The following is a 24,999-nucleotide window of genomic DNA, read 5'->3' on the forward strand; positions in this document are numbered from 1 at the left end:
TCAGCGCAGGGTGACGTCCCGCTCGTCGTTGAAGATCCCCGACCCCTCGGACCCGCCCGTGGGGTCGTCGGTGGAGCAGCGGACCGTCGCCGGGCCGGGCTCGGCGCCCTTGCGCGGCAGCCGCCCCTCGAACGGGAAGAGCTTGTCGCCCATGTAGCTCTCGGCGGTGAACGGCGCCTCCGAGAGCACCTCGCCGTCCCGGATCAGCCGGCACACGACGTTGCCCTCGAAGGAGTTCGCCACGCCCTCGATCCGGATCTGCCTCCCGGTCAGGCTCGCGCCGGCCTCCGGGGTGGTGATGCTCACCAGGTTGAGCGCCTTGAGGGCGCGGTCCTGGCGGATGCCGTTGCTGGTGTCGATGCCGAGCACCATGGCGGGCTCGCCCTCGAACGTGAAAGTGACCGGCCGTCGGGCCTGGGCGACGCCCTGCAGGGTGTAGACCATCTGCTGGATCGCCTGGTGCGCCTGACGTGCCGTCATCCCCTGCGGGCGGCGGCTCAGCCCGTTGTCGGCCAGGGCGACGGTGATGGTGGATTCGTCGTCCTGGACGCCGGTGACCTCTCCGCCGGGCCACAGGGTGCGGTAGGTGTCGTTGGCCGGGTCGCCGGAGGTCACCAGGTTCGCGGCCGCCAGCAGCGGGTCCTCGGACTCCACGCCGGTGAACTCGCGGACCAGCCGGGGTCCGGCCTTCTGCGTGCTCACGGCGTAGTAGACGGGCACCACCGTCCGACCCTCGGCCGATGACCCTGAGGAGGGCGGTGAGGCGGCGGCCGGGGCGCTGGACTCGCTCTCGGGGGTCGGCGAGGGCGAGTCCTCGGCGGCGCTCGAGGACTCGCCCTCGGGGGACCCGGAGGTGTCGGAGGATGCCTGGTCGGCGGTCTGGGACCCGCAGCCTGCGAGCAGCACGGTGGTGGCTACGACCGCGGAACGGCGAAGGGCATGGGAGAGGGTCATGGTCATCACGCTAGTGGGACGCATGAGGCTGGTGGTCGGTTGCACCCGCGACACTCCGGGCGGGTCGTGCCTATGCTGCCTGTCATGAGCGATCGGGACCCGGACTGCCTGTTCTGCAAGATCGTCGCGGGCGAGGTGCCCGCCGACATCGTGCTGGAGAACGACGAGGCGGTGGCCTTCCGCGACATCAACCCGCAGGCGCCGACGCACGTGCTGGTGATCCCCAAGGTGCACCAGCCGAACGCGGCCGAGCTCGCCCGGAACGCCCCGGACGCGCTCGCGGGGGTCTTCACCACCGCGGCCGAGGTGGCCGCGGGGGAGGGCCTGGAGGACTACCGCGCGGTGTTCAACACCGGCGCGGGGGTGGGGCAGACGGTCTTCCACGCCCACCTGCACGTCCTCGGCGGACGCGACTTCGCCTGGCCGCCCGGCTGAGCCGGACCACCGCCTGCCCCCACGTCCGGGACGGGCGGGAAAACCCCTGGCGGACCGCCCTAGACTGGAGGGGCGATGACACAGACACCCACCCAGACCACTCGGCACACCGTCGTGGTGCCGCCCAGCGTCGACATGGTCAGCGTCCTCGGCCCCGCCGACGAGCACCTGGCCCTGATCGAGGACGCCTTCGCCGCCGACGTCCACGTCCGCGGCAACCGGATCACCCTGGCCGGCGAGCCCGGCGAGGTCGCCCTGGCCGAGCGGCTGCTCGACGAGCTGGTGACGATCATCCGCACCGGTCAGGGCGTCACGCCCGAGTCGGTCGAGCGGATCATCGGCATGCTCCGCGAGGAGACCCAGGAGCGGCCGGCCGACGTGCTGAGCCTCAACATCCTCTCCAACCGCGGTCGCACCATCCGCCCCAAGACGCTGAACCAGAAGCGGTACGTCGACGCGATCGACCAGCACACCGTCACCTTCGGCATCGGCCCGGCCGGCACCGGCAAGACCTACCTGGCGATGGCCAAGGCGGTCCAGGCGCTGCAGGCCAAGGAGGTCAACCGGATCATCCTGACCCGCCCGGCGGTCGAGGCCGGCGAGCGGCTGGGCTTCCTGCCCGGGACGCTGAGCGAGAAGATCGACCCCTACCTGCGGCCGCTCTACGACGCCCTGCACGACATGGTGGACCCGGAGTCGATCCCGAAGCTGATCGCCGCCGGCACCGTCGAGGTGGCGCCCTTGGCCTACATGCGCGGGCGCACCCTCAACGACTCCTTCGTGATCCTCGACGAGGCGCAGAACACCACGCCGGAGCAGATGAAGATGTTCCTGACCCGGCTCGGCTTCGGCTCCAAGATCGTGGTCACCGGCGACATCACCCAGGTCGACCTGCCCGGCGGGACCCGCTCGGGCCTGCGGATCGTCTCGGAGATCCTCACCGGCATCGAGGACGTCTCCTTCAACCGGCTCACCTCTCACGACGTGGTCCGGCACAAGCTGGTGGGCCGGATCGTCGCGGCGTACGACGACTTCGACGCGCGGCAGGAGGAGCAGGTCCAGGCCCGCCGGGAGGAGCGCCGGTGAGCATCGAGGTGCTCGACGAGTCGGGCCGCGGCGTCGACGTACGCCGTCTCTCTGAGCTCGGCAGGTTCGTGATGGACCGGATGCGGGTGCACCCGCTCGCGGAGCTGTGCATCAAGGCGGTCGACGAGGAGACCATCGCCGAGCTCAACGAGCAGTGGATGGAGAAGGAGGGCCCGACCGACGTGCTGGCCTTCCCGATGGACGAGCTGCGCCCCGGGCTGGTCAACGAAGAGCCCGAGGAGGGCGTGCTCGGGGACCTGGTGCTGTGCCCGGTCGTCGCAGAGCGGCAGGGCGAGGAGGCCGGCCACGGCACGGTGGCCGAGCTGGACTTCCTCACCGTGCACGGGATCTTGCACCTCCTCGGCTTCGACCACGCCGAGCCCGAGGAGCACCGGGAGATGTTCGGACTCCAGGCCGACCTGCTGCAGCAGTGGCGGTCCTCGGACGCGGGCGCGTGAGAGCCGGCCGGGAGCCCTAGGCTGGTGGGCATGCCTGAGCTCGCCCCCGAGGACGCCAAGCTGGTCACCCTCGCCCGGTCCGTGCGCGCCCGGACCGGCGCGGAGGAGGGGGCGGCGGTCCGTGACAACGACGGGCGCACCTACGCCGGCGCCAGCGTCGCGCTGCCGTCGCTGACCCTGACCGCGCTCCAGGTCTGCGTGGCCATGGCGGTCTCCTCGGGTGCCCGAGGCCTGGAGGCGGCCGTCGTGCTGGTCGAGGACCCCGACGTCGACGTGGACGCCGCGGCCGCGGGGGAGCTCGCCGGAGGCGCCGTACCCGTCCTGGTCGGCGACCACAGCGGAACGATCGCGCGCACCGACATCACCGACGGCGGCGGCCGGTGAGCACCCGCGCCCAGCAGCTCGCCGCGACCGTGCTGCGTCGCGAGCAGCTCAGCCCGCATCTGGTGCGGCTCGTGCTCGGTGGGGACGGGCTGGCCGGCTTCGCGTCCACCGGGATCCCCGACGAGTGGGTCGGGCTCGTGGTGCCCGGCCAGTTCCAGTCCCGCTACTACACCGTCCGCTCGTGGGCCGGCGGCGAGCTCACCCTCGACGTGGTGGTCCACGACGAGGGGCTGGTGACGGAGTGGGCGATGCAGGACTGCGTCGGCGACACGGTCACCGTGACCGAGCCGAAGGGCTCCTACGACCCGCCCCCGAGCGCCGGCTGGCTGCTGCTGGTCGGCGACCTCACCGCGATGCCCGCGATGGCCCGGATCGCCGAGGAGACCCCGGTCGCCGATGTGCGGATCCTCGCCGAGGCCCCCGACCACCTGCCCGGCTACCTGCCCGCCTCGGCGAGCGTCACCTGGCTGGCCCCACCGGGCCAGGGCGCCTCCGCGCTCGCCGAGGCCGTCGAGGGCCTGGAGTGGCCCGAGGGCACGGGCTACTTCTGGATGGCCGGGGAGTCCGCGCAGATGCGGGCGATCCGCAAGCACCTGATGCGGGTGCGGCAGCTGCCGAGCAGCGACTACGACGTGATGGGCTACTGGCGCGGCGGGGCCCGGCGGCAGCCCCGCGCGGTCGACCCCGGGCCGATCTACCGCGCCGGCAAGGCCGCGGGGAAGACCGACGAGGAGATCTGGGCGGACTACGACGCCGCCCGGGAGGGTGAGGACTCATGAGCGACCTGCCACCCCCGGCTCCCGCACCGGCGATGCCGGCCTTCGACGAGGGCTTCCGCTCCGGCTTCGCCTGCTTCGTCGGCCGCCCCAACGCCGGCAAGTCCACGCTGACCAACGCGCTGGTCGGGCAGAAGATCGCGATCACGAGCGATAAGCCGCAGACCACCCGCTCCACCGTGCGCGGCATCGTGCACCGCCCGGACGGCCAGCTGATCCTGGTGGACACCCCGGGCCTCCACCGCCCGCGCACCCTGCTGGGCGAGCGGCTCAACGACCTGGTCCGCACCACGTGGTCGGAGGTGGACGTGGTGGCCTGCTGCTTCCCGGTCAACGAGAAGCCCGGCCCGGGGGACCGCTTCCTGGTCTCGGAGGTCGCCAAGGTGCGCCGTACCCCCCGGATCGCGGTGGTCACCAAGACCGACCTCGCCACGCCCGAGCAGGTCGGCGCCCAGCTGCTCGCTGTCGCCGAGCTGGGCCGGGAGACCGGCGCTGAGTGGGAGGAGATCGTGCCGGTGTCCGCGCATGCGCACGACCAGGTGGACCTGCTGGCCGACCTGCTGCTCGCGCGGATGCCGGAGGGACCACCGCTCTACCCCGACGGCGAGCTGACCGATGCGCCCGAGGAGACGCTCGCCGCCGAGCTGATCCGGGAGGCCGCCCTGGACGGCGTCCGGGACGAGCTCCCGCACTCGATCGCCGTGGTGGTCGAGGAGATGGGGCTGCGCGAGGGCCGGGACGAGGACCGGCCGCTGCTCGACATCCATGCGGTGGTGTACGTCGAGCGCGACTCGCAGAAGGGGATCGTGATCGGCCGTCGCGGTGCCCGCCTGCGCGAGGTGGGCCGGGCCGCGCGGACCCAGATCGAGGCGCTCCTCGGCACGCCGGTCTTCCTCGACCTGCAGGTCAAGGTCGCCAAGGACTGGCAGCGCGACCCCCGCCAGCTGCGCAAGCTCGGCTTCTGACCGCCTCAGGCGTCCGGGGCCCAGCACAGCCCCCAGCGCTGTCCCTCGCGCCACTGTTCGCGGGTCGGCCAGTCCATCGCCCACTCGTAGTCGAGGCTGTTCGCGGCCCGGGAGCGGGCGGCCGCCTGGCAGATGTCCTCGCCGATGGAGCGCAGCCGAGCAGGGCCGGGGTAGCGGCCCGCCGGGCCGTCGAAGGAGTCGATCGCGCGCCAGGAGTGCGGCCGGGCGCAGACGATCCGGCGGAACTTCGGTGCGCCCGGCTTGGTGGTGCCGCACACGCCGTACCGCTCCCGGCCGGCCGCGGTGCCGAGCACCCCGCGCATCCGCCCCTCGAGCCGGGCCAGCTGCCGGTCGTCGGCGAGGGCGATCACGTCGCAGCGGAACCAGTTCGCGCCCGCGTCGGAGGCCTCGATGCTGGGGGAGAACCAGATGGCGCGGAGCATGCTCAGCCGCAGCTCGCGCGGCGTCGTCCCCAGGAAGCGGGGCAGGCGACGCGGGCACGCCTCGGCGATCTGGCGCTGGACCCGGTCGGAGTCCACGGCCAGCAGGTGCCCGCTCACGACCGAGTCGGCCTCGCCGACGAAGAACGTGCTGGAGGTGTGGCGGTCGCCGCAGGGCACCGGGTCGGCGCCGGTCGTCGGCTTGACCGCCTGGTCGTAGTCGAGGTCGTAGCAGGCCGGCACGGGGGGCCGGGCGGGCTCGGACGCCGGCGTGGGCGTCGGTGTGGCGCTCGTGCTCGGGCTCTCCGAGGGAGCCGACGTCGCGTCCTCGGCGGGCTGTCCGGCGCTGCAGGCGGAGAGCAGCAGCAGGACCGCGGCGATCGCCAGGGCACACAGCCGGGTGGCCGGACGTGTCATGCGTCGGTCCTCACCCAGCAGACCGACCGGCGGTTGCCGGCATCCCACTCGGCCTCGTGGAACCAGGTGTAGCCGAAGTCGTAGTCCACGGGGTACTCCAGGTACGCGCCCACCTGGTCGGAGCAGAACTCGCGGGTGCGAACCTCGACCACGCGGTCGCCGGGGTAGGGGTCGTCCGCCTTGCCCAGCACCACCGTGGAGATCGCGCGCCAGTCGTGCTTCTGGCTGCAGGGCACCTTCACCGAACCCGAGACGGCCGGCCCCACGGCGCAGACCATCCACCGGTCCGGCGGCTGCCCACCGAGGAGCAGGCCGCGGGACTGCGCGGGCAGCCGGACGTACTCCTTGCTCTGCTCGCCTCCGCCGACCAGGTCGCAGCGGTACCAGCGCGCCCCCTCGTCCCACGCCTCCTGCGAGGGCCGGAACCACGCCCAGCTCAGCACGGTGCGCATGGCGATGGACTCGTCGGCGCCGACGAAGCGGCGGAACTTGGTGCCGCAGGTGTCGTAGGCGAACGCGCCGAGTTGCCGGGAGTCGCGCTCCGCCTCGTCGAAGCGGGAGGGCAGCTGCCCGACCGCGTAGGTGCGGGCGGTGTGCGGCTGGCTGCAGGGGACCGTGCTGGTCGCGTTGGTCGGCTGAGCCACGTCCTCGGGCGTCAGCATCCGGCAGGCGTCGAGCTCGGGTGCCTCGACCGCGTCGACCTGAGCGGGATCGGGGTCGGCCCCCTGGTCGTCGGGCGCCAGGCCCGGGACGGCACTGCCGGAGCAGCCGGTGAGCGCGAGCAGCGCACACAGCGCTAGGGCAGCGGCTCGCATCGGTCGCTCCTGGGCTCTACGGTCGTGGTCGGTGGCCCATGGTAGGTCAGGCGCGAGGTCAATCGAGGATCAGCGCACCGATCGTGGCGCCCAGCTCGTAGGCCGCATCCCGGTCGGCGTCCTCGACGTCGCCGAGCACCTCCAGGACGGCGGCACCCTGTCGCCACGGCAGCGCCCCGGTGATCGAGAGCACCGCCCGGACGGCGCCGGTGACGTCGTACCGACCGTGGACGTAGAGACCGAACGGCAGCGATCCGCCGGCGCCGGCACCCGCGCTGCCGTCGTCGGACAGCGCGCCGCCCACGGAGAGGAACGTGCTGTCGAAGAAGTGCTTCAGCGCTCCGGACATGTAGCCGAAGTTCGCCGGCGTGCCGAGCACGATGCCGTCCGCGGCGAGCACGTCGTCGGCGGTGGCCTCCAGCGCGGGGCGTACGACGACCTCGAGGCCCTCCAGCGCCTCGTCCCGGGCGCCGTCGACCGCGGCGTCGGTCAGCGCGGAGACCGAGCGGGTGGGCGAGTGGTGCACGACCAGCAGGCGAGGCATCCGCTCACGCTAGTCGCCCCCGGCGCGTCCGCGCAGGGCGACGGGATACCGTCGGTGCGGACTACTTCGCGAACGACTTTCTTCACCACGGGAGGAACCCCATGAACAAGCGCGTGATCGGCGCGGCCCTGCTCGGGCTCGTGCTGCCTCTGTCCGCCTGCGGCAACGGCGACGACGAGAAGGCGGCCCAGGCCATCTCGAAGCAGATGCAGGACGGGGGCGACTCCGACTTCTCGGTCAAGAAGTCCGAGGCCGACTGCGTCGGCGAGGGCTTCGTCTCCGAGATCGGCACCGAGCAGCTGCAGAAGTACAAGATCATCACCAGCGACCTCAAGGCCAACAACGACGTGGGGAACGTGAAGATGTCGAAGGACGACGCCGAGAGCGCGGCGTCGGTCTTCCAGGACTGCACCGACGTCAAGGCGATGATGGTCAAGGGCTTCGAGTCCCAGGGCATGCCCAAGGACGCCCAGAAGTGCGTGGAGAAGGAGCTGACCGACGAGCGGCTGAACTCGTTCCTGGTCGACCAGTTCCAGGGCAAGTCCACGGCCGGCCAGGACCTCGGCCAGGCGCTCCAGTCCTGCGTCACCTCCGGCTGAGCGTCCGCCATCCGGTCCCTTGCGACCGCGGGGGAGGAGGGTCGCGTCCGGTGCTGCTAGCCTGAGTGCATCATGACGCGCAGCCTCCTCCTTCGCTGCCGCAGCGGGGCCTGAAACAGCCGGTCCTCCTCGCTGCGGGACGCAGACCTGCGCACCGGCGCCGCCAGCCCAGCGACGTAGAGGACCTCTCATGATCAGCAGTTCCCCGGCCCACGACCGGTTCCCCCAGCAGCCCAGCGGCATGCCCTTCCAGCGGTATGTGCCGTTCATCCCTGTCGACCTCGCCGACCGCACCTGGCCGGCGAACCGGATGACCCAGGCGCCGCGCTGGTGCGCGGTCGACCTGCGCGACGGCAACCAGGCGCTCATCGACCCGATGAGCCCGGCCCGCAAGCGGCAGATGTTCGAGCTGCTGGTGCGGATGGGCTACAAGGAGATCGAGGTCGGGTTCCCGGCCGCCTCGCAGACCGACTACGACTTCGTGCGGATGCTGATCGAGGAGGACCTGATCCCCGACGACGTCGTGATCCAGGTCCTGACCCAGGCCCGCGAGGAGCTGATCGAGCGGACCTTCGAGTCGCTGCAGGGCGCCAAGCAGGCGATCGTGCACCTCTACAACTCCACCTCGACGCTGCAGCGGCGAGTGGTCTTCGGGATGGACGAGGACGGGATCCTCGACATCGCCGTCCGCGGCGCCCACACCTGCAAGAAGTTCGAGCAGCTGGTGCCGGACACCGAGATCTTCTACGAGTACTCCCCGGAGTCCTACACCGGCACCGAGCTGGAGTTCGCCGTCCGCGTGTGCAACGCCGTGCTCGACGTCTGGGAGCCCACCGCGGAGAAGCCGGTGATCATCAACCTCCCCGCCACGGTGGAGATGGCCACGCCCAACGTCTACGCCGACTCCATCGAGTGGATGGGCCGGCACCTGCACCACCGCGAGCACGTCATCCTCTCCCTGCACCCGCACAACGACCGCGGCACCGCGGTCGCCGCGGCCGAGCTGGGATACCTGGCCGGGGCGGACCGGATCGAGGGCTGCCTGTTCGGCAACGGCGAGCGCACCGGCAACGTGTGCCTGGTGACGCTGGGGCTGAACCTGTTCACCCAGGGCATCGACCCGCAGATCGACTTCGCGATCGAGGGCGGGATCGACGAGATCCGCCGTACCGTGGAGTACTGCAACCAGCTGCCCGTGCACGAGCGGCACCCCTACGGCGGCGACCTGGTCTACACCGCCTTCTCCGGCTCCCACCAGGACGCGATCAAGAAGGGCTTCGAGCACCTGGAGCGGGACGCGGCGGCCGCCGGGGTCGGCGTGGACGACCAGCCCTGGGCGGTGCCCTACCTGCCGATCGACCCCAAGGACGTGGGCCGCTCCTACGAGGCGGTCATCCGGGTCAACAGCCAGTCCGGCAAGGGCGGCGTGGCCTACATCCTCAAGAACGAGCACAAGCTGGAGCTGCCGCGCCGGGCGCAGATCGAGTTCTCCCGGGCCATCCAGGCGCGCACCGACAGCGAGGGCGGCGAGGTCACGCCCGAGCAGATCTGGACCGCCTTCCGAGCGGAGTACCTCGACCGCGAGGCGCCGCTGAAGCTGAACTCCGTGCACACCTCCAGCGCCACCGGCGGACAGGACCGACTCGAGGTGAACGTCTACATCGACGGCACCCTGCGCACGCTCTCCGGCGAGGGAAACGGCCCGATCGCCGCGTTCGTGGCCGCGGTCAACGAGTTGCCCGAGGCGGCCGAGCGGGGCTGGGACATCCGGGTGCTCGACTACCACGAGCACGCGCTGTCGGCCGGCGGGGACGCGATCGCCGCGGCGTACGTCGAGTGCGCGGTCGGCGAGCAGATCCTCTGGGGCGTGGGCCTGGACGCCAACATCGTCACCGCCTCGCTCAAGGCCGTGATCAGCGCGATCAACCGCGCCTGACGCCGACCGGGCATTTCATGCACCCACATGACACCGGCCGGGCATTTCATGTCACCAACCGCGTCGTCCCGGGCTAGATTGCCCCCATGTTGGTCAGCGAGCGGATCGGCCAGTTCTTCCTCGAGAGCGAGGACGGCTCCCGGGACCGGCTGGAGTACACCGAGTACGGGTCCGGTGACGAGTGGGTCGTGCTGCTGCACGGCCTGCTGTTCCCGCGGCGGATGCAGCAGCCGCTCGCGCGGGAGATGGCGGCGGCCGGGCTGCATGTGGTCACCCTCGACCTGCTCGGCCACGGACGGTCGGACCAGCCGGCCGACCCGCTGGTCTACTCCATGACCGCGTTCGCCGAGCAGGTCGTGGCGCTGCTGGACCACCTCGGCGCCGAGCAGGCGGTGGTCGGCGGCTCCTCGCTGGGGGCCAACGTGGCGCTGGAGACCGCCGTACTCGACCCCGCACGGGTGCGCGGCCTGGTCATCGAGATGCCGGTGCTCAACAACGCGCTGATCGCCGGGATCGTGGCGTTCGTGCCGATGATGCTGGCCGCGCGCTACCTGCCGTTCACGGTCAACGGGGTACGGCGGCTCAGCCGCGCCGTGCCTCGCGGGATCGTGCCGTTCTGGGCCGGGGTCGGCCTGGACACGCTGGACCACCGCGCGGACTCGATGGCCGCCCTGCTGCACGGCGTGATCTTCGGCCGGGTCGCGCCGTCGGCCAAGCAGCGACGGCAGATCACCACCCCGACCCTGGTCGTGGGCCACCCGATCGACCCGATCCACCCCTTCGTGGACGCCGACATGCTCGCCCGCGAGGTGCCCGGCGCCCGCTTCGAGCGGGCCAGCAGCATCCTGGAGTGGCGGATGCACCCCGACCGGCTCACCGACGCCGCCGTCGGGTTCGCCCTGGAGTGCTGGCGCGGGAAGCCCCGCCGGGCGCGCCGTACCTCCTGACGCTTCGCCGGCGGGGGACAATGGTGCGGTGCCCCTGTACCGCGACGAGGCGATCGTGCTGCGCACCCAGAAGCTGGGCGAGGCCGACCGCATCATCACCCTGCTGACCCGCCACCACGGCCGGGTCCGCGCGGTCGCGCGCGGGGTGCGGCGGACGACGTCGCGCTGGGGCTCGCGGGTGGAGCCGTTCACCCATGTCGACCTGCAGCTGGCCGAGGGGCGGACCCTCGACGTGGTCACCCAGGCCGTGACGCTGGACCCCTTCGCCGGCCGGCTGGGGGCGGACTACGACCGCTACACCGCCGGCACCGCGATGTTGGAGACCGCCGAGCGGCTGGTGGTCGAGGACAAGGAGCCCGCGACCCAGCAGTTCCTGCTCCTGGTCGGCGGGCTGCGGGCGATGGCGGCCGGGGAGCACGCGCCGGGCCAGATCCTGGACTCCTACCTGCTGCGGTCGCTGTCGGTCGCGGGCTATGCGCCCAGCTTCGAGCACTGCGCCCGCTGTGGTGAGGAGGGGCCGCACCGGTGGTTCAGCCCCGCCGGCGGCGGCGTGCTCTGCCCGGACTGCCGGCTGCCCGGCTCGGCGACCATGGGGGAGGAGACGGTGCGCGCGCTCGGCGCCCTGCTCGCCGGCGAGTGGGCGGTCGTGCGCGCCACCCCGGAGCGGAACCTCCGCGAGGCCAGCGGCCTGGTCGCGGCCTACCTCGCCTGGCACCTCGAGCGCGGCCTGCGCTCCCTGGAGCACGTCTCCCGCTGACCCCTCCTCCCCGCCGAGTCGGCGCTACTTCACCCCGAGTCGGCGCTTGTTGACCGCGAGTCGGCGCTACTTCACGCCGTACCGCGTCGCCATTCGTACGGCGTCGTCGTGGAGACCTTCACCAGGCCGGACCGCTCCAGGATCGGCCGGGAGAACTCCGTGGAGTCGCTGGTGATCCAGCGCTTGCCGTGGGCGATCGCCGATCTGGCCCGCGCGGCGGTGAGGGCCCGGTAGACGCCGCGTCCACGCCACTCCGGGGTCGTCGCTCCGCCCCAGATCCCGGCGAAGTCGGTCCCCGGCTCGGGCTCCAGCCGGCCGGCGCTGATCACCTCGCCATGGGCCTCGGCCAGCCACAGCTCCATGTCGTTGCGCGTGCGCAGCCGGTGCAGGATCTGGCCGAGGTGCGCCTCGGCCCGCTCCGGCGGGTCGCCGAACACCCGGGACTGCATGACGTGCATACGCCGTACGTCGTCCTCGTCGACAGCCCGCCGAACGGTCACGCCAGCGGGCAGCCCGATGTCCTGCGCGAGCAGCCGTGCCTCGCCGATCATGATCGACTCCGGCTCGTCGGGGGCGAAGCCGTGGTCGAGGAGTGCCTCGTGCAACCCGGGCGCGTGGTCGTGCCCGCGGGTCTTCCACTCCACGTAGGCGATCTCCGGTGCGGCCTCGTAGCGGGCCATGGCCTGCTCGACCAAACGTCGTACCGAGGCCTCGGTCGCCGGCCGGCCGTCCTCCTCCAGGCTGCGATAGGTCACGAAGCCCCGCCCGCCCAGGTAGGTCGCGAGCACGAGCGGCCCGAGCCGGACCTGGGTCAGCGCCGAGGAGAGCCGCTCGCGCAGCTGGTCGTCGTACGCGCGCAGCAGATCGCCCGTCCCGGGCGCGGCAGGTGAGGTCACGACGACACCCTGGCGGCCTTCGACGAGCCGCTCAACCGGATTCCCTCCGCCGGCCCGCCGTCGGGGAGTCATAGGCTGCGCCCGTGACCCCCCGGCCCCCGACCCCGCACCCGAGCGGTGCCCGCCCGCCGCAGATCCCGCGCGAGCTCGTGCCGCGTCATGTGGCGGTGGTGATGGACGGCAACGGCCGCTGGGCCAAGGAGCGCGGGCTGCCGCGTACGGCGGGCCACGAGCGCGGGGAGCACTCGCTCTTCGACGTGGTCGAGGGCGCCATCGAGATCGGCGTCAAGGCGGTGTCGGCGTACGCCTTCTCGACCGAGAACTGGTCGCGGTCACCGGAGGAGGTGCGCTTCCTCATGGGCTTCAATCGGGACGTCATCCGGCGGCGGCGCGACGAGATGCACGAGCTGGGGGTGCGCGTGCGGTGGGCCGGCCGGGCGCCGCGGCTGTGGAAGTCGGTGATCAAGGAGCTGCAGGTCGCCGAGGAGCTGACCCGGGACAACGACGTGCTGACGCTGACGATGTGCGTCAACTACGGCGGTCGCGCCGAGATCGCGGACGCCGCGCGCTCGATCGCCCGCGGGGTGGCCGAGGGCCGGATCAATCCCGAGAAGGTCGATGAGCGGATGCTCGCCCGGCACCTCTACGTGCCCGAGTGGTCCGACGCCGACCTGGTCTGGCGGACGTCGGGGGAGCAGCGGCTGTCGAACTTCATGACCTGGGAGGCGGCGTACGCCGAGTTCGTCTTCTCCGACGTGCTCTGGCCCGACGTCGACCGCCGCCACCTGTGGGATGCGATCGAGACCTACGCGCGCCGGGACCGCAGGTACGGCGGGGCTCTCCCGAACGCCTGACCGCCGAGTCGGCGCTTGTTCACCCCGAGTCGGCGCCACTTCACCGCGAGTCGGCGTTAGTTGACGCCCAGTCGGCGCCAGTTCCCGTCCACAGGCGTCTCGGGCGGACTGGTTATCCACAGGCGACCGCCCACTCGACCCACGCAGCGCGCCGGTACGTCGTACTTGCTGCATGACCATCATCCGCGAACCCACCCAGCTCCCGACCGATCGCCCGTTCACCCGCACCGAGGCGCGTGACCACGGCATGACCGATCGTCGCCTCGCCCAGGCGGTCAAGGCCGGGGAGCTCCGACGTCCACTGAGGGGCGTCTTCGTCTCCGCTCGGCTGCCCGACACGATCGACCTGCGGGTCGCGTGCCTCGCGCTCGTCATGCCGGAGGGCTGCTTCGTCGCCGATCACACGGCCGGCTGGCTGTTCTGCGGCGACGCGATCCTCCCGCCCAACGCGCATCTCGAGGTGCCGAAGCCGGCGATCTTCCGGCCGAGCGACGCCGGACGGCTGCGCAATCCGCTGAGCCGCAGCGGCGAGCGCGCCGTACGTCCTGAGGATCTGTGCACCGTCGGCGGCATCGTGAGCACGACGATGATCCGGACCGCTTGGGACCTCGGCCGGCTCCAGCAACGCGACGTGGCCCTCGCGGGAATGGACCAGCTGATGCGGGCCGGAGGGTTCGCGCTCGATGAGCTGTGCGCGGGGGTGAAGCGGTTCGACCGCGAGCGCGGCGTCGTGCAGCTCCGGGTGCTGGCTCCGCGCGTCGACGGAGGCGCCGAGTCCTTCGGCGAGTCCGCCTTGCGCAACCGGTGGTACGACGCGGGGCTGGTGCGGCCGCAGACGCAGATCCCCATCATGGTGGGCGACCGGGAGGTCTACCGGTTGGACATCGGCGACCCGGATCGTCGATATGCGGCGGAGTATCGCGGCGTCGACTTCCACACCGAGGAGGATGCGGCCGCCGATGACGACCGGCAGGAGTGGGTCGAGTCCCAGCGCGGCTACATCATCGACAACTTCGTGCGCGAGAACGTGTTCGGTCCCCGGACGAACGCCGACGTCGTCCTGCGGCGCCGCTGGGATGAGGCCGGGGCGTCGCTCGCTCGTCGGAGCAGGCTGCCTCTGAGCTGACGGCTGTGAACAAGCGCCGACTCGGCGTCAACTTGCGCCGACTCGAGGTGAACAAGCGCCGACTGGGCGTCAACTAGCGCCGACTCGGCAGGGGAGAGCGGCGTCAGCGGGGGCGGCAGGCGGGGCAGGTGCCGAAGATCTCCAGGTCGTGGGAGACGTCGGTGAAGCCGTGCTCGTCGGCGATCGCGGTGGTCCAGCGCTCGACGGTGGGGCCCTCGACCTCGACGGTGGTGCCGCACGAGCGGCAGACCAGGTGATGGTGGTGAGTGCGCGAGCAGCGACGGTAGACCGACTCGCCGTCCTCGCGCCGCAGGGCGTCGACCTCCCCGTGCTCCGCGAGCAGCTGGAGGGTCCGGTAGACGGTGGCCAGGCCGACGGTCTCGCCGCGGCCGGCGAGCAGCTCGTGCAGCTCCTGCGCGGAGCGGAAGTCCTCGACGGAGGAGATCGCGTCCAGGACGGCCCGCCGCTGGCGGGTCGGCCGCACCCCCGAGGGGCGGGCGGGGTCGTCAGTGCTCGTCATAGTGCTCTCCATGCTCGGCATGCCGGTGGCCGTCATGCACGTAGTCCACGTGGTCCCCATGCTGCACCGCGGGATGGCCGCAGTCCTCGCCGTGCACGTGCGGGTGTCCCTCGGCCAGGTGGTGCTCCTCGACCCGGGGCACCGCGGCCACGGCGGGGAACGGCGCGGTCAGCCGGCGGCGGTGCCGCTGCCAGGCTCCCAGGGGCCAGGTGAGGGCGAACATCGCGAGCGCCAGCAGCACGATCGTCGGCCCCGGCGCGACCTCCGCGTCGTACCTGATCGAGAGCCAGGTGGCGGCCATCAGCCCGCCCACGCTGGCGACGGTCCCGACCACCATCGCCCCGAGGAGGGTACGGCGGAACGAGGGGGCCAGCTGCTGGGCGGCCGCCACCGGCACCACCATCAGCGCGGAGACGAGCAGCAGCCCGACCGTGCGCATCGCGACCGTCACGGTGACCGCGGCGAGCACCGCCACCACGAGGTTGTAGACCCGCACGTTGACCCCGGCGACCCGGGCGAAGTCGACGTCCTGGGAGACGGCGAACAGCTGCGGGGCCAGCCCGAGCCCGAGCACGATCACCACGACCGCCAGCGCGAGCGTGGCCACCACGTCGGCCTGGGAGATCGAGAGCAGGGCGCCGAACAGGTAGGCCTGGAGCGACGCGGCGCTCTGCCCGGCCAACCCGGTGATGAGCACGCCGGCGGCGATGCCGCCGTAGAACAGCAGCGCCAGCGCGACGTCCCCGTTGGTGTGTCCCCGCTCCCGGATCACCTCGATCAGCACGGCGCCGACGATCGCGACCACGACCGCGGTCCAGGTGGGGGAGCTGCCGGTGACCAGCCCGAGCGCGACGCCGGTCACCGCCACGTGGCCCAGGCCGTCGCCCATGAGGGCCAGCCGGCGCTGCACCAGGTAGGTGCCGACCACGGGGGAGGCCAGCCCCGTCGCGAGCGCGGCGAGCAGGGCATAGAGGAGGAAGTCGTGGGTGAGGAAGAGCTCGATCATCGCGGGCCTCCGTCGAGGGGAGTGCGGATCTGCGGCAGGTGGTCCTCGTGAGCCGGCGGGCGATGGTGGTGCCCCTGCCCGAGGTCGACCACGGCCGCCTCGTCCAGGGCGGGTCCGTCGTAGGTGATCCGACCGTCCCGCATCACCACCGCGCGCTCGACCAGGGGGGCCATCGCGCCGAGCTCGTGGGCCACCAGCACCACGGTGGCTCCGGCGTCGGAGAGGTGGTGCAGGGAGTCGGCCAGCGTGGCCTGGTTGTGCAGGTCGACGCCGGCGGTGGGCTCGTCGAGCACCAGCAGCTCGGGCTCGCCCACCAGGGCGCGGGCGATCAGCGCGCGCTGCTGCTGGCCGCCGGAGAGGGTCGCGATCCCGTCCCCGGCCTTGTCCGCCAGCCCGACCGCCTCGATCGCGTCGTCGACGGCCCGGCGGTCGGCGCGGCCGAGCGGGCGGAACGGGCGGCGGCGAGAGAGCCGGCCGGAGGAGACGACCTCGCGGACCGACGCCGGGACGCCGCTCGTCGCGCCCGCGCGCTGGGGCACGAAGCCGACCCGCTGCCAGTCGTGGAAGTCCTCCAGCGGGGTGTCGAAGAGGCGGACCGTGCCGGAGGTCAGGGGTCGCAGCCCGAGCAGGGTGCGCACGAGGGTGGACTTGCCGGAGCCGTTGGCACCCATGACGGCCACCCACTCGCCGGGGTCGACGCTGAGGTCGATGTGCCGGAGGACGGGGCGCCCGCCGATGGCGACGGCGCCGTCGGCGATCTGCGCGATCGGGGTGCTCAACACCCGTTCGCCTCCTCCAGTGCGGCCAGGTTCGCCCGCATGAGGGACAGGTAGTCCTCCGAGGAGTCCGCGGAGGGCAGCCCCTCGACCGGGTCGAGGACCGCGGTCCTCACTCCGGCGTCCCGGGCCAGGCTCTCCGCCGACTTGGGGCTGGCGAGGGTCTCGGTGAACACGGTGGTCACGCCGTCCTCGGCGATCACCCGGCGCAGGTCGGCCAGCGTGCCCGCGCTGGGCTCGGCCTCCGGCGTGATGCCCAGGATGGGGTGGATCTCCAGCCCGTACCTGTCCAGGTAGCCGAAGGCGTCGTGGTTGACCACGACCGTGTTCCGTCGGCAGTCGGCCAGCCCGTCGGCGTACTCCCGGTCGAGCCGCTCGAGGTCTGCTCGCAATGCGGCGGCGTTCGCGCGGTACGTCGCAGCGTGCCGCGGCTCCAGCTCGGCCAGCCGCTCCGCCACGGCATCGCCCAGGTCGGCCATCCGGGTCGGGTCCAGCCAGAAGTGCGGGTCCAGCTCCCCGTGGTCCGCGTGGTCGTGGCCCTCGTGCCCGCCCTCGGAGTCGTGCCCGGCGTGCCCGCGATGATGCGCGTCCTCCTCGGCGAACGCCTTGAGGTCGACCACCCGCGCGGCGTCCAGGACGGCGCCGGAGGCGGTCCGGTCCACGGCCGCGTCCACGGCGGGTTGGAAGCCGGACTCGTAGACGACCAGGTCGGCGTCGCTGACCCGCAGGGTCTGGTTGACCGAGAGCTCGAGGTCGTGCGGCTCGCCTCCCGGGGAGGTGAGGTTGTCGACGGTCCACCGGTCGCCCGCCACGCGCTCGCTGGCCCAGGCCAGGGGGTAGAACGCGGCCGCCACGGTGCCGTGCCCGCTCCCGGACACGGGTGCTGAGGAGGGGACCGCGCAGCCGGTGAGCAGGGCGGCCCCCAGGAGGCCGGCGCTCAGGACCGCGGTGGTGCGGGCGACGTACATGAGAATGATTCTTACGACTGTTGAGAATGATTGTCAAACGGACCGCCCGGCTAGGGTCGCCCCGTGCTCGTCGTGACCCGCTTCCGCGCCCCGAACCCCGACCCGGCCGCGGCCGACGAGCTCCGCGACGGCCTGCACCGCGCGCTGGCCGTGCTCGCCGAGCAGCGGGGGTACGTCGGCGGCGAGGTCGGCCGCAACATCGACGAGCCGGACCTGTGGGTGCTGAGCACCCGGTGGAGCAACGTCGGCTCCTACCGGCGTGCACTGAGCTCGTGGGAGGGCAAGATGCACGTGCAGCCGTTGATGGTGCACGCGCTGGACGAGCCGAGCGCCTACGAGGTGCTCCGTCCCGGCGAGGCGGCCAACGAGGCGGTCCCGCGGGAAAACGGCTAGCGCGCGCCCTCTAGGGTTGGCCCATGGCCAAGAAGCCCGCCTCCGCCCTCGACAACGTCGTCTCCCTGTGCAAGCGCCGGGGGTTCGTCTACCCGTCCGGCGAGATCTACGGCGGCACCCGCTCGGCCTGGGACTACGGCCCGCTCGGCGTGGAGCTGAAGGACAACATCAAGCGCCAGTGGTGGCGCTCGACGGTGATCGCCCGCGACGACGTCGTGGGCCTGGACTCCAGCATCATCCTGCCGACCCGCACGTGGGAGGCCTCGGGCCACCTGGAGACCTTCACCGACCCGCTGGTGGAGTGCCAGGCCTGCCACAAGCGCTTCCGCGAGGACCACCTGCAGGAGGAGTACGCGCAGAAGAAGGGGATCGAGGACCCCGACACCGTCGACATCAACGAGTCGGTGGCCTGCCCCAACTGCGGCACCCGGCATGCCTGGACCGCCCCGCGGAACTTCCAGATGATGCTCAAGACCTACCTCGGCGTGATCGAGGACGAGTCCGGGCTGCACTACCTGCGCCCCGAGACCGCGCAGGGCATCTTCCTCAACTTCGCCAACGTGGTGACCAGCCAGCGGATGAAGCCGCCCTTCGGCATCGCCCAGATCGGCAAGAGCTTCCGCAACGAGATCACCCCGGGCAACTTCATCTTCCGCACCCGCGAGTTCGAGCAGATGGAGATGGAGTACTTCGTCAAGCCGGGTGAGGACGAGGAGCTGCACCAGTACTGGATCGACGAGCGCACCCGGTGGTACGTCGACCTCGGCATCGACCCGGACAACCTGCGGCACTACGAGCACCCGAAGGAGAAGCTGTCCCACTACTCCAAGCGGACCGTGGACATCGAGTACCGCTTCGGCTTCTCCGGCCGGGACTTCGAGGAGCTCGAGGGGGTCGCCAACCGGACCGACTTCGACCTCTCCCAGCACGCGAAGTTCTCCGGGCAGGACCTGTCCTACTTCGACCAGCCGAACAACGAGCGCTACGTCCCCTACGTGATCGAGCCCGCGGCCGGCCTCACCCGCAGCCTGATGGCCTTCCTCATCGACTCCTACACCGAGGACGAGGCGCCGAACACCAAGGGCGGCGTGGACAAGCGCACCGTGCTCAAGCTGGACCCGCGCCTGGCCCCGGTGAAGGCCGCCGTCCTGCCGCTGAGCCGCAACGCCGACCTCTCGCCGAAGGCCCGCGACGTCGCGAGCGCCCTGCGCAGGAACGGCTGGAACGTCGACTTCGACGACTCCGGGGCGATCGGCCGGCGCTACCGCCGCCAGGACGAGATCGGTACGCCGTACTGCGTCACCGTGGACTTCGACACCCTCGACGACCAGGCGGTCACCATCCGCGAGCGGGACACCATGTCCCAGGAGCGGGTCGGGATCGACGGGCTCACCGCGTGGTTCGCGGGGCGCCTGGTCGGCTGCTGACCTGCGGTCATGCACAATGGCGGCCATGACGATCCGCCGCCACCGTGGACCTCTGGCCCTCTCCCTGGCCGCCGCCCTCGTGCTCGCCGGCTGCTCCGGTGACGCCGAGCGGAGCGGCTCCGGCTCGGGGGAGGAGAGCTCGGCCTCCCCGTCGGCCACCGAGACCAGCGAGGCGCCGTACCTCCCCGTCTCCGACGACACCGAGCTCACGCCGATGGGCGAGGAGCTGACGTTCGGCGACAAGGCGACGGTCGCCTACCAGCCGCGCAAGGGCAAGGTCGGCGTGGTGGACCTGACGGTCACCAAGGTCAAGCAGGCCGACATCAAGGACCTGGTCGCGTTCAAGCTGGACAAGCAGAGCCAGAAGGCCACGCCCTACTACGTGACCGCGAAGGTCAAGAACGTCGGCGACACCAACCTCACCGGCACCCTGCCGCCGCTCTACGTCGAGGACGAGGCGAGCCGGCTCGTCCAGCCCTCGCAGTTCAAGAGCGTCTTCAAGCCCTGCGCGAGCACGCCGCTGCCGAAGGGGTTCAAGCCCGGCAAGCAGACCACCGCCTGCTGGGTCTACCTGGTCATCGAGGGCAAGGGCCAGGGGGTCAGCTACTACCCGGTCGAGCAGTTCGAGCCGATCGTGTGGACCGGCGACATCGCCGGCGCCGGGAAGGCCGACGGCAAGAAGAAGGGCAAGAAGGGGGCCCAGAACGACGGCGGGCAGGGGTCCGGCGACAACTGACGTCGCTCGTGCCGATGTGACCGCCGACGCTCGGGCGCGGACAATGGAGCCATGTCGCTCCAGCTCGGCCGCCTGACGGTGGACACGCCGGTGGTGCTCGCCCCCATGGCGGGCATCACCAACGCCGCCTACCGCCGGCTGTGCCTGGAGCAGATGGCGCTGGTCGGCGCGTCCGGCCTGTTCGTCTGCGAGATGATCACCTCCCGCGGCCTGGTCGAGGGCGATGAGACCACGCGGCGGATGCTGTTCTTCGACGACGCCGAGCAGGTCCGGTCGGTGCAGCTCTACGGCACCGACGCGAGCGTCGTCGGGGAGGCGGTGCGCATCCTCTGCGGGGAGTACGGCGTGGCCCACGTGGACCTGAACTTCGGCTGCCCCGTGCCCAAGGTCACCCGCAAGGGCGGCGGCGGTGCTCTGCCCTGGAAGCGCGGGCTGCTGGCCGACATCCTCTCCGAGGCCGTCGCCGCCGGGGAGGAGTACGCTGTTCCCGTCACCATGAAGACCCGCAAGGGCCTCGACGCCGACCACCTCACCTACCTCGACGCGGGCCGGATCGCCCAGGACGCCGGCTGCGCCGCGATCGCGCTGCACGGCCGGACCGTTGAGCAGGCCTACTCCGGCACCGCCGACTGGGACGCGATCGCGGACCTGGCGGCGCAGGTGGACCTGCCGGTGCTCGGCAACGGCGACATCTGGGAGGCCGGGGACGCCGTGCGCATGGTCGAGCAGACCGGCGCCGCCGGCGTGGTCGTGGGCCGGGGCTGCCTGGGGCGCCCGTGGCTGTTCCGCGACCTCGCGGGCGCGTTCTCCGACCGGCCCGGACTGGAGCTGCCGACGCTCGGCGAGGTGGCCGGGATGATGCGCCGGCACGCCGAGCTGCTGGTCGAGCACCTGGGCGAGGAGCGGGGCTGCAAGGAGTTCCGCAAGCACGTGTCGTGGTACCTCAAGGGCTTCCCGGCCGGCGGCGAGCTGCGCCGCTCGCTGGCCCTGGTCGAGCGGCTCGACGAGCTGGACCGGCTGCTCGCCGAGCTCGACCCCGCGGTGCCCTTCCCGACCGCCGAGCTGGGCACCCCGCGGGGCCGCCAGGGCTCCCCGCGGCGGCGCGTCGCCCTGCCGGAGGGATGGCTCGACGACACCGACGGCCGGCACTCCGCCGTACCCGAGGATGCGCTGGAGCTGACGGGCGGTTAGCCTGTCGGCGGCTCATGGGGGAGTGAGCAGCGCCACGTGTGGATAACCCGCCGCCGATGCGGCGGGCCCGCGATGTGTGTGCTTGACTCGGCGGCCGCGTCGCGCCTCGGGGCGAGGGCGCTCCATCACCCCCGACCCGCAAAGGATCAGCGCTGTGGCAGATTCGAGCCACAAGCGGGACACCGATGCCCGCCTTCTCTCTCGCATTCCCCGCTCCGCCCTCGTGGCCGCGCCCATCGCCACCGTGGCGACGCTGGGCGTCGTCTCGGCCGGCGTCATCGCCGGCCTCCCCGGAGGCAGCGGAGCGGCCTCGACCCACCTCGCCGGCTCCTCGCTGAGCGCGTCGGTCGGCTCCGACGCCGTCGCCGACCGGGAGCGCACCGTCTCCCGCTCCGCCCCGCGCGACCTGCAGGTGGTCGACAGCGGCCCCAAGCTCGCGATCAACAAGGAGCGACTGCGCCGGATCGCCGAGCGCAAGGCCGCCAAGGCCACCGCGGCCGCCGTCGCCGGCGCGGACACCCGCCTGTGGACGACCGCGGACCTCAACATCTGGACCGCGCCCGCCGGTGGCACCGACCTGGGGCTCCTGCAGGACACCAAGCGCGTCCTGGTGACCGGCCGCAAGGCCTCGGGCCGCACCGAGGTCGTGCTCGACGGCAAGTCCCGATGGGTCACCTCGGGCTACCTGTCGGACGACAAGCCCCAGCCCGAGACCGAGTCCGCCTCCTCCGGCGGAGGCGGTGGCTCGAGCACTCCGTCGCTGGGCGGCTCCTGCACCAACGGCACCTCGGTGTCCGGCTCGCCGAACATCCTCAAGGTGCACGAGGCGGTGTGTGCGTCCTTCCCGAGCATCACCACCTACGGCACCTACCGCGGCGACGGCGAGCACAGCCAGGGCCTCGCGATCGACATCATGGTCTCCGGCAGCACGGGCTGGCAGGTCGCGGAGTTCGTCCGCGCCAACGCCGCCGCCCTGGGCGTCAACTACGTGATGTACTCCCAGCGCATCTGGTCGGTGCAGCGCTCCTCCGAGGGCTGGCGGACGTTCGCCGACCGCGGCTCGGTGACGCAGAACCACTACGACCACGTGCACGTCACGACGTACTGACCCTCACCTCGCACGCAACGTCAGACGCCCCGGCGGAACCGCTTCCGCCGGGGCGTCCGGCGTCGTACGGCGCCCCGCTGCCGTCCGCTCAGTGACTCGTGACGACGTCGACGGGTGCTTGCAGCCCGGGGGCCCGGGCGATCCTGGCGTCGGCGGTGACCAGGGTCGCGTCCAGCACCTCGGCCAGGGCGACGTAGACCGCGTCATAGGGCGTCAGGTTGTCCCGCAGCTCCCACGCTCGCGGGAGCAGCGGGCTCGGGTCGTGCAGCGCGATGCCGGCTGCGGCAAGGTCCTCAAGAGCGGTGACAGCCCGCTCGGGCGAGGCGTGACCGCCGCGGACCAGACCGCGCAGAGCCGCCGCGACCTCGACCCCCAACAGCGAGGGCGCATGCAGCGCGACATCGGGATCGTTGATCCTCGTCGCCACGGCTGCGGCATCCGGGCGTGCCAGCAGCCACTCCACCGCGGCCGAGGCGTCGAGGACGATCACGAGTCGGCGCGACTCGCCTCGACGAGCTCCGCCGAGGACGGCCCCGTGCGCACCGGCGTCCGGGACGCCACCAGGTCGAGCAGCTCCTGCCGTGTGGGCCGGTCCAGGGAGCGACGCAGCTCGGCCAGGGCGAGCTCGGAGAGGGAGACCCCCTCCAACGCCGCCCTGGCCTTGAGGCGCCGGTGGACGTCCTCGGGGACGTTGCGGATCTGGATCATGCTCATCACCCCAGGGTACATGCGCTCGCGAGGTGAACATGTGCTCCACATGCACGCGTGGTAGACGCCGGGTCGGCGCGGGGGCGGCGACGACTAGGCTCGCCGTCGACATGGATCAGGACCAGTACGGCGCCGACGACCGCGAGCGCCTCGTCGCCGAGCCGCCCAAGCGGGTCGACGCCCCCGAGCGCACCGCCTTCGAGCGGGACCGGGCGCGGGTGGTGCACGCCGCGGCGTCCCGCCGGCTGGCGGCCAAGACCCAGGTGCACGGCCCGCAGGTCGACGACTTCGTCCGCAACCGGCTCACCCACAGCCTCGAGGTCGCCCAGGTCGCGCGCGACCTGGCGCGGGCGCTCGGCGGCGACCCGGACCTCCCGGAGACGGCGGCGCTGGCCCACGACCTGGGCCACCCCCCGTTCGGGCACAACGGCGAACGGGCGCTGGCGGAGTTCGCCGAGGGCTGCGGCGGGTTCGAGGGCAACGCGCAGACGCTGCGGCTGTTGACCCGGCTGGAGGCCAAGACCTTCGACGAGGCCGGGCGCTCGGTGGGCCTCAACCTGACCCGCGCGACCCTGGACGCCTGCATCAAGTACCCCTGGCCGCTGGAGCGGGCGAGCGCGCCCTCGGGCAGCCACGCCGACGGGTCGCCGCGGCTGGTGGTGAAGTTCGGCGTCTACGCCGACGACCGGCCGGTCTTCGACTGGGTGCGCCGCGGGCTGGGGCACGAGCGGCAGTGCCTGGAGGCGCAGGTGATGGACCTCGCCGACGACGTCGCCTACTCCGTGCACGACGTCGAGGACGGGATCGTCGCCGGGCGGATCGACCTGACCCGGCTGGACACCGAGGCGCTGTGGCCCACCGTGCGCCGGTGGTACCTCCCCAGCGCCGACGACGACCTGCTCGACGCGACCCTGGCGGGGCTGCGCGGGGTCGGGACCTGGCCGGGGTCGCCGTACGATCACTCCCGGCGCAGCCTCGCCGCGCTGAAGAACCTGACCAGCGACCTCATCGGCCGCTTCTGCGGTGAGGTGCAGCAGGCCACCTTCGCGGCGAGCGACGGGCCGTTCCGGAGGTACGACGCCGGGCTGGTCGTGCCGGAGCGGACCCGGCTGGAGATCGCCGTGCTGAAGGGGATCGCCGCGCACTACGTGATGGAGGCCGAGGAGCGCGTGGCGCTGCTGGCCCGGCAGCGCGAGATGGTCACCGAGCTCGCCGAGACGCTGCTCGAGCGTGGGCCGGACGCCCTGGACCCGGCCTTCGCCGACGACTGGAAGGACGCCGCCGACGACGCAGCACGGCGCCGGGTCGTGGTGGACCAGGTGGCCTCACTCACCGACGCCAGCGCCGCGCTGCGTCACTCCGCCCTGGTGGGCTGAGCGTGGGTCAGGGCAGGTTGCCCTGCGGGTAGGGGTCGTCCTGCCGTGCGGTGCTGTCCGGGTGCAGCTCGTCGACCCGGCTCTCGTCCGGGCCGCTGTTGCTGGAGACCTTGTCCCGCGCGCTCGCGGCCAGGCCGGTGGCGGCGCCGGAGACCTTGTCGGCCACGACGGGGCCGCGCTCCTTCGCGGTGTCGGACACGGTCGCAGCGGCCTGCTGCACCCGCGGGTTCTCCTTCACCGACTGGAAGGTGCTCCGGATCTCCTCATAGCGTCCACGTCCGGCCTTGGCGCCCAGCACGTACCCGGCACCGAAGGCGGCCAGCAGCGTCAGCTTGCTCATGCGTTCCTCCTTGTTGCTCGAACCCCCCACCCTGCCAACCGGGTGGCGCTCGCGGTGCACC

At 72.2% G+C, this 24,999-nt stretch carries 30 protein-coding genes; 18 read left to right on the forward strand and 12 right to left on the reverse strand.

Annotated features, from left to right (window positions below):
- Complete coding sequence (locus tag K8W59_RS06005; RefSeq protein WP_223397984.1) at positions 1-954, reverse strand: Gmad2 immunoglobulin-like domain-containing protein; 954 nt, start codon at positions 952-954, stop codon at positions 1-3.
- A gap of 84 nt (positions 955-1,038) precedes the next feature.
- Between K8W59_RS06005 and K8W59_RS06010 the strand changes: the two genes are divergently transcribed.
- The 6 genes from K8W59_RS06010 (at position 1,039) to era (ending at position 5,058) form a co-directional block, all read left to right on the forward strand.
- Positions 1,039-1,389 carry a histidine triad nucleotide-binding protein gene (locus K8W59_RS06010; protein ID WP_223397986.1) on the forward strand — a complete coding sequence of 117 codons (351 nt, stop codon included), beginning with the start codon at positions 1,039-1,041 and terminating at the stop codon, positions 1,387-1,389.
- A 75-nt stretch (positions 1,390-1,464) separates the two neighbouring features.
- Positions 1,465-2,475, forward strand: coding sequence for a PhoH family protein (locus tag K8W59_RS06015; RefSeq protein WP_223397990.1), 1,011 nt, complete (start codon positions 1,465-1,467; stop codon positions 2,473-2,475).
- On the forward strand, positions 2,472-2,933 hold the full coding sequence (gene ybeY, locus K8W59_RS06020; RefSeq protein WP_223397994.1) for an rRNA maturation RNase YbeY: 462 nt from the start codon (positions 2,472-2,474) through the stop codon (positions 2,931-2,933). The genes K8W59_RS06015 and ybeY overlap by 4 nt, the downstream gene beginning before the upstream one ends.
- A gap of 30 nt (positions 2,934-2,963) precedes the next feature.
- Positions 2,964-3,317: a cytidine deaminase gene (locus tag K8W59_RS06025; protein ID WP_223397997.1), complete on the forward strand. Its 354-nt coding sequence runs from the start codon at positions 2,964-2,966 to the stop codon at positions 3,315-3,317.
- On the forward strand, positions 3,314-4,096 hold the full coding sequence (locus K8W59_RS06030) for a siderophore-interacting protein (protein WP_223398001.1): 783 nt from the start codon (positions 3,314-3,316) through the stop codon (positions 4,094-4,096). The genes K8W59_RS06025 and K8W59_RS06030 overlap by 4 nt, the downstream gene beginning before the upstream one ends.
- Positions 4,093-5,058, forward strand: a complete 966-nt coding sequence (era, locus tag K8W59_RS06035; protein WP_223398005.1) for a GTPase Era — start codon at positions 4,093-4,095, stop codon at positions 5,056-5,058. Before K8W59_RS06030 ends, era begins: the two co-directional genes overlap by 4 nt.
- Positions 5,059-5,063: 5 nt before the next feature.
- On the opposite strand, the gene K8W59_RS06040 is transcribed toward era, so the two are convergent.
- The 3 genes from K8W59_RS06040 to K8W59_RS06050 are packed head-to-tail and all read right to left on the reverse strand — an operon-like array spanning position 5,064 to position 7,274.
- Positions 5,064-5,915 carry a septum formation family protein gene (locus K8W59_RS06040; protein WP_223398006.1) on the reverse strand — a complete coding sequence of 284 codons (852 nt, stop codon included), beginning with the start codon at positions 5,913-5,915 and terminating at the stop codon, positions 5,064-5,066.
- A complete protein-coding gene (locus K8W59_RS06045) occupies positions 5,912-6,730 on the reverse strand; it encodes a septum formation family protein (protein ID WP_223398007.1) in 819 nt (272 codons plus the stop codon). The genes K8W59_RS06040 and K8W59_RS06045 overlap by 4 nt, the downstream gene beginning before the upstream one ends.
- 58 nt (positions 6,731-6,788) lie before the next feature.
- On the reverse strand, positions 6,789-7,274 hold the full coding sequence (locus K8W59_RS06050) for a flavodoxin family protein (RefSeq protein ID WP_223398011.1): 486 nt from the start codon (positions 7,272-7,274) through the stop codon (positions 6,789-6,791).
- 101 nt (positions 7,275-7,375) lie between these two features.
- Here K8W59_RS06050 and K8W59_RS06055 point away from each other — a divergent pair, with 101 nt between their 5' ends.
- The 4 genes from K8W59_RS06055 to recO all read left to right on the forward strand — a co-directional run bounded on the left by K8W59_RS06055 (position 7,376) and on the right by recO (position 11,513).
- Positions 7,376-7,873: a hypothetical protein gene (locus K8W59_RS06055; RefSeq protein ID WP_223398014.1), complete on the forward strand. Its 498-nt coding sequence runs from the start codon at positions 7,376-7,378 to the stop codon at positions 7,871-7,873.
- A 190-nt stretch (positions 7,874-8,063) separates the two neighbouring features.
- On the forward strand, positions 8,064-9,809 hold the full coding sequence (gene leuA / locus K8W59_RS06060; protein ID WP_223398019.1) for a 2-isopropylmalate synthase: 1,746 nt from the start codon (positions 8,064-8,066) through the stop codon (positions 9,807-9,809).
- 86 nt (positions 9,810-9,895) lie between these two features.
- On the forward strand, positions 9,896-10,756 hold the full coding sequence (locus K8W59_RS06065; RefSeq protein WP_223398023.1) for an alpha/beta fold hydrolase: 861 nt from the start codon (positions 9,896-9,898) through the stop codon (positions 10,754-10,756).
- 28 nt (positions 10,757-10,784) lie between these two features.
- Complete coding sequence (gene recO / locus K8W59_RS06070) at positions 10,785-11,513, forward strand: DNA repair protein RecO (protein ID WP_223398030.1); 729 nt, start codon at positions 10,785-10,787, stop codon at positions 11,511-11,513.
- Between the two features lie 71 nt (positions 11,514-11,584).
- Here recO and K8W59_RS06075 read toward each other — a convergent pair whose 3' ends face one another.
- The gene (locus K8W59_RS06075) at positions 11,585-12,409 is read right to left on the reverse strand and encodes a GNAT family N-acetyltransferase (protein WP_223398033.1); all 825 of its coding nucleotides are present in this window, start codon (positions 12,407-12,409) and stop codon (positions 11,585-11,587) included.
- A gap of 83 nt (positions 12,410-12,492) precedes the next feature.
- On the opposite strand from K8W59_RS06075, the gene K8W59_RS06080 reads away from it, so the two are divergent.
- Together K8W59_RS06080 and K8W59_RS06085 are read left to right on the forward strand one after the other, a co-directional pair.
- Positions 12,493-13,263 carry an isoprenyl transferase gene (locus tag K8W59_RS06080; protein ID WP_223398035.1) on the forward strand — a complete coding sequence of 257 codons (771 nt, stop codon included), beginning with the start codon at positions 12,493-12,495 and terminating at the stop codon, positions 13,261-13,263.
- A 172-nt stretch (positions 13,264-13,435) separates the two neighbouring features.
- Positions 13,436-14,389, forward strand: coding sequence for a type IV toxin-antitoxin system AbiEi family antitoxin domain-containing protein (locus K8W59_RS06085; RefSeq protein ID WP_223398038.1), 954 nt, complete (start codon positions 13,436-13,438; stop codon positions 14,387-14,389).
- Positions 14,390-14,492: 103 nt separating this feature from the next.
- On the opposite strand, the gene K8W59_RS06090 is transcribed toward K8W59_RS06085, so the two are convergent.
- Genes K8W59_RS06090 through K8W59_RS06105 form a run of 4 tightly spaced genes read right to left on the reverse strand, consistent with a single transcriptional unit; the run spans position 14,493 to position 17,659 of the window.
- Complete coding sequence (locus K8W59_RS06090; protein ID WP_223398044.1) at positions 14,493-14,909, reverse strand: Fur family transcriptional regulator; 417 nt, start codon at positions 14,907-14,909, stop codon at positions 14,493-14,495.
- Positions 14,896-15,915, reverse strand: coding sequence for a metal ABC transporter permease (locus K8W59_RS06095; protein WP_223398048.1), 1,020 nt, complete (start codon positions 15,913-15,915; stop codon positions 14,896-14,898). Before K8W59_RS06095 ends, K8W59_RS06090 begins: the two co-directional genes overlap by 14 nt.
- Positions 15,912-16,697 carry a metal ABC transporter ATP-binding protein gene (locus K8W59_RS06100; RefSeq protein WP_223398051.1) on the reverse strand — a complete coding sequence of 262 codons (786 nt, stop codon included), beginning with the start codon at positions 16,695-16,697 and terminating at the stop codon, positions 15,912-15,914. The genes K8W59_RS06095 and K8W59_RS06100 overlap by 4 nt, the downstream gene beginning before the upstream one ends.
- Positions 16,691-17,659 carry a metal ABC transporter substrate-binding protein gene (locus K8W59_RS06105; protein WP_223398055.1) on the reverse strand — a complete coding sequence of 323 codons (969 nt, stop codon included), beginning with the start codon at positions 17,657-17,659 and terminating at the stop codon, positions 16,691-16,693. The genes K8W59_RS06100 and K8W59_RS06105 overlap by 7 nt, the downstream gene beginning before the upstream one ends.
- A 63-nt stretch (positions 17,660-17,722) precedes the next feature.
- Between K8W59_RS06105 and K8W59_RS06110 the strand changes: the two genes are divergently transcribed.
- The 5 genes from K8W59_RS06110 to K8W59_RS06130 all read left to right on the forward strand — a co-directional run bounded on the left by K8W59_RS06110 (position 17,723) and on the right by K8W59_RS06130 (position 22,514).
- Positions 17,723-18,052, forward strand: coding sequence for an antibiotic biosynthesis monooxygenase family protein (locus K8W59_RS06110; RefSeq protein ID WP_223398056.1), 330 nt, complete (start codon positions 17,723-17,725; stop codon positions 18,050-18,052).
- Between the two features lie 23 nt (positions 18,053-18,075).
- On the forward strand, positions 18,076-19,479 hold the full coding sequence (locus tag K8W59_RS06115; RefSeq protein WP_223398061.1) for a glycine--tRNA ligase: 1,404 nt from the start codon (positions 18,076-18,078) through the stop codon (positions 19,477-19,479).
- Between the two features lie 25 nt (positions 19,480-19,504).
- Positions 19,505-20,215: a hypothetical protein gene (locus tag K8W59_RS06120; RefSeq protein ID WP_223398064.1), complete on the forward strand. Its 711-nt coding sequence runs from the start codon at positions 19,505-19,507 to the stop codon at positions 20,213-20,215.
- A gap of 51 nt (positions 20,216-20,266) precedes the next feature.
- Positions 20,267-21,406: a tRNA dihydrouridine synthase DusB gene (dusB, locus tag K8W59_RS06125; RefSeq protein ID WP_223398067.1), complete on the forward strand. Its 1,140-nt coding sequence runs from the start codon at positions 20,267-20,269 to the stop codon at positions 21,404-21,406.
- A gap of 154 nt (positions 21,407-21,560) precedes the next feature.
- Positions 21,561-22,514, forward strand: coding sequence for a hypothetical protein (locus K8W59_RS06130; RefSeq protein WP_223398070.1), 954 nt, complete (start codon positions 21,561-21,563; stop codon positions 22,512-22,514).
- An 88-nt stretch (positions 22,515-22,602) separates the two neighbouring features.
- Here K8W59_RS06130 and K8W59_RS06135 read toward each other — a convergent pair whose 3' ends face one another.
- Both K8W59_RS06135 and K8W59_RS06140 read right to left on the reverse strand, forming a co-directional pair.
- Positions 22,603-23,004 (reverse strand): type II toxin-antitoxin system VapC family toxin, encoded by a 402-nt coding sequence (locus K8W59_RS06135; RefSeq protein ID WP_223398073.1) that lies wholly within the window; start codon positions 23,002-23,004, stop codon positions 22,603-22,605.
- The gene (locus K8W59_RS06140) at positions 23,001-23,228 is read right to left on the reverse strand and encodes a FitA-like ribbon-helix-helix domain-containing protein (protein ID WP_223398075.1); all 228 of its coding nucleotides are present in this window, start codon (positions 23,226-23,228) and stop codon (positions 23,001-23,003) included. Before K8W59_RS06140 ends, K8W59_RS06135 begins: the two co-directional genes overlap by 4 nt.
- 104 nt (positions 23,229-23,332) lie before the next feature.
- Here K8W59_RS06140 and K8W59_RS06145 point away from each other — a divergent pair, with 104 nt between their 5' ends.
- Positions 23,333-24,598, forward strand: coding sequence for a deoxyguanosinetriphosphate triphosphohydrolase (locus K8W59_RS06145; protein WP_223398083.1), 1,266 nt, complete (start codon positions 23,333-23,335; stop codon positions 24,596-24,598).
- 7 nt (positions 24,599-24,605) lie between these two features.
- On the opposite strand, the gene K8W59_RS06150 is transcribed toward K8W59_RS06145, so the two are convergent.
- Complete coding sequence (locus K8W59_RS06150) at positions 24,606-24,938, reverse strand: hypothetical protein (protein ID WP_223398086.1); 333 nt, start codon at positions 24,936-24,938, stop codon at positions 24,606-24,608.
- Positions 24,939-24,999: the final 61 nt, after the last annotated feature.

This window comes from Nocardioides rotundus, from assembly GCF_019931675.1.
GTDB lineage: Bacteria > Actinomycetota > Actinomycetes > Propionibacteriales > Nocardioidaceae > Nocardioides > Nocardioides rotundus.

Bases quoted from the DNA above. Each gene is read 5' to 3' on its own strand.
- K8W59_RS06140 (WP_223398075.1), bottom strand. From the start codon at position 23,228: ATGAGCATGATCCAGATCCGCAACGTCCCCGAGGACGTCCACCGGCGC.
- K8W59_RS06045 (WP_223398007.1), bottom strand. From the start codon at position 6,730: ATGCGAGCCGCTGCCCTAGCGCTGTGTGCGCTGCTCGCGCTCACCGGC.
- K8W59_RS06095 (WP_223398048.1), bottom strand. From the start codon at position 15,915: ATGATCGAGCTCTTCCTCACCCACGACTTCCTCCTCTATGCCCTGCTC.
- K8W59_RS06105 (WP_223398055.1), bottom strand. From the start codon at position 17,659: ATGTACGTCGCCCGCACCACCGCGGTCCTGAGCGCCGGCCTCCTGGGG.
- K8W59_RS06065 (WP_223398023.1), top strand. From the start codon at position 9,896: ATGTTGGTCAGCGAGCGGATCGGCCAGTTCTTCCTCGAGAGCGAGGAC.
- K8W59_RS06025 (WP_223397997.1), top strand. From the start codon at position 2,964: ATGCCTGAGCTCGCCCCCGAGGACGCCAAGCTGGTCACCCTCGCCCGG.
- K8W59_RS06150 (WP_223398086.1), bottom strand. From the start codon at position 24,938: ATGAGCAAGCTGACGCTGCTGGCCGCCTTCGGTGCCGGGTACGTGCTG.
- K8W59_RS06115 (WP_223398061.1), top strand. From the start codon at position 18,076: ATGGCCAAGAAGCCCGCCTCCGCCCTCGACAACGTCGTCTCCCTGTGC.
- leuA (WP_223398019.1), top strand. From the start codon at position 8,064: ATGATCAGCAGTTCCCCGGCCCACGACCGGTTCCCCCAGCAGCCCAGC.
- K8W59_RS06050 (WP_223398011.1), bottom strand. From the start codon at position 7,274: ATGCCTCGCCTGCTGGTCGTGCACCACTCGCCCACCCGCTCGGTCTCC.
- K8W59_RS06055 (WP_223398014.1), top strand. From the start codon at position 7,376: ATGAACAAGCGCGTGATCGGCGCGGCCCTGCTCGGGCTCGTGCTGCCT.
- K8W59_RS06120 (WP_223398064.1), top strand. From the start codon at position 19,505: ATGACGATCCGCCGCCACCGTGGACCTCTGGCCCTCTCCCTGGCCGCC.
- dusB (WP_223398067.1), top strand. From the start codon at position 20,267: ATGTCGCTCCAGCTCGGCCGCCTGACGGTGGACACGCCGGTGGTGCTC.
- K8W59_RS06005 (WP_223397984.1), bottom strand. From the start codon at position 954: ATGACCCTCTCCCATGCCCTTCGCCGTTCCGCGGTCGTAGCCACCACC.
- era (WP_223398005.1), top strand. From the start codon at position 4,093: ATGAGCGACCTGCCACCCCCGGCTCCCGCACCGGCGATGCCGGCCTTC.
- K8W59_RS06145 (WP_223398083.1), top strand. From the start codon at position 23,333: ATGGATCAGGACCAGTACGGCGCCGACGACCGCGAGCGCCTCGTCGCC.
- K8W59_RS06090 (WP_223398044.1), bottom strand. From the start codon at position 14,909: ATGACGAGCACTGACGACCCCGCCCGCCCCTCGGGGGTGCGGCCGACC.
- K8W59_RS06010 (WP_223397986.1), top strand. From the start codon at position 1,039: ATGAGCGATCGGGACCCGGACTGCCTGTTCTGCAAGATCGTCGCGGGC.
- K8W59_RS06040 (WP_223398006.1), bottom strand. From the start codon at position 5,915: ATGACACGTCCGGCCACCCGGCTGTGTGCCCTGGCGATCGCCGCGGTC.
- K8W59_RS06015 (WP_223397990.1), top strand. From the start codon at position 1,465: ATGACACAGACACCCACCCAGACCACTCGGCACACCGTCGTGGTGCCG.
- K8W59_RS06085 (WP_223398038.1), top strand. From the start codon at position 13,436: ATGACCATCATCCGCGAACCCACCCAGCTCCCGACCGATCGCCCGTTC.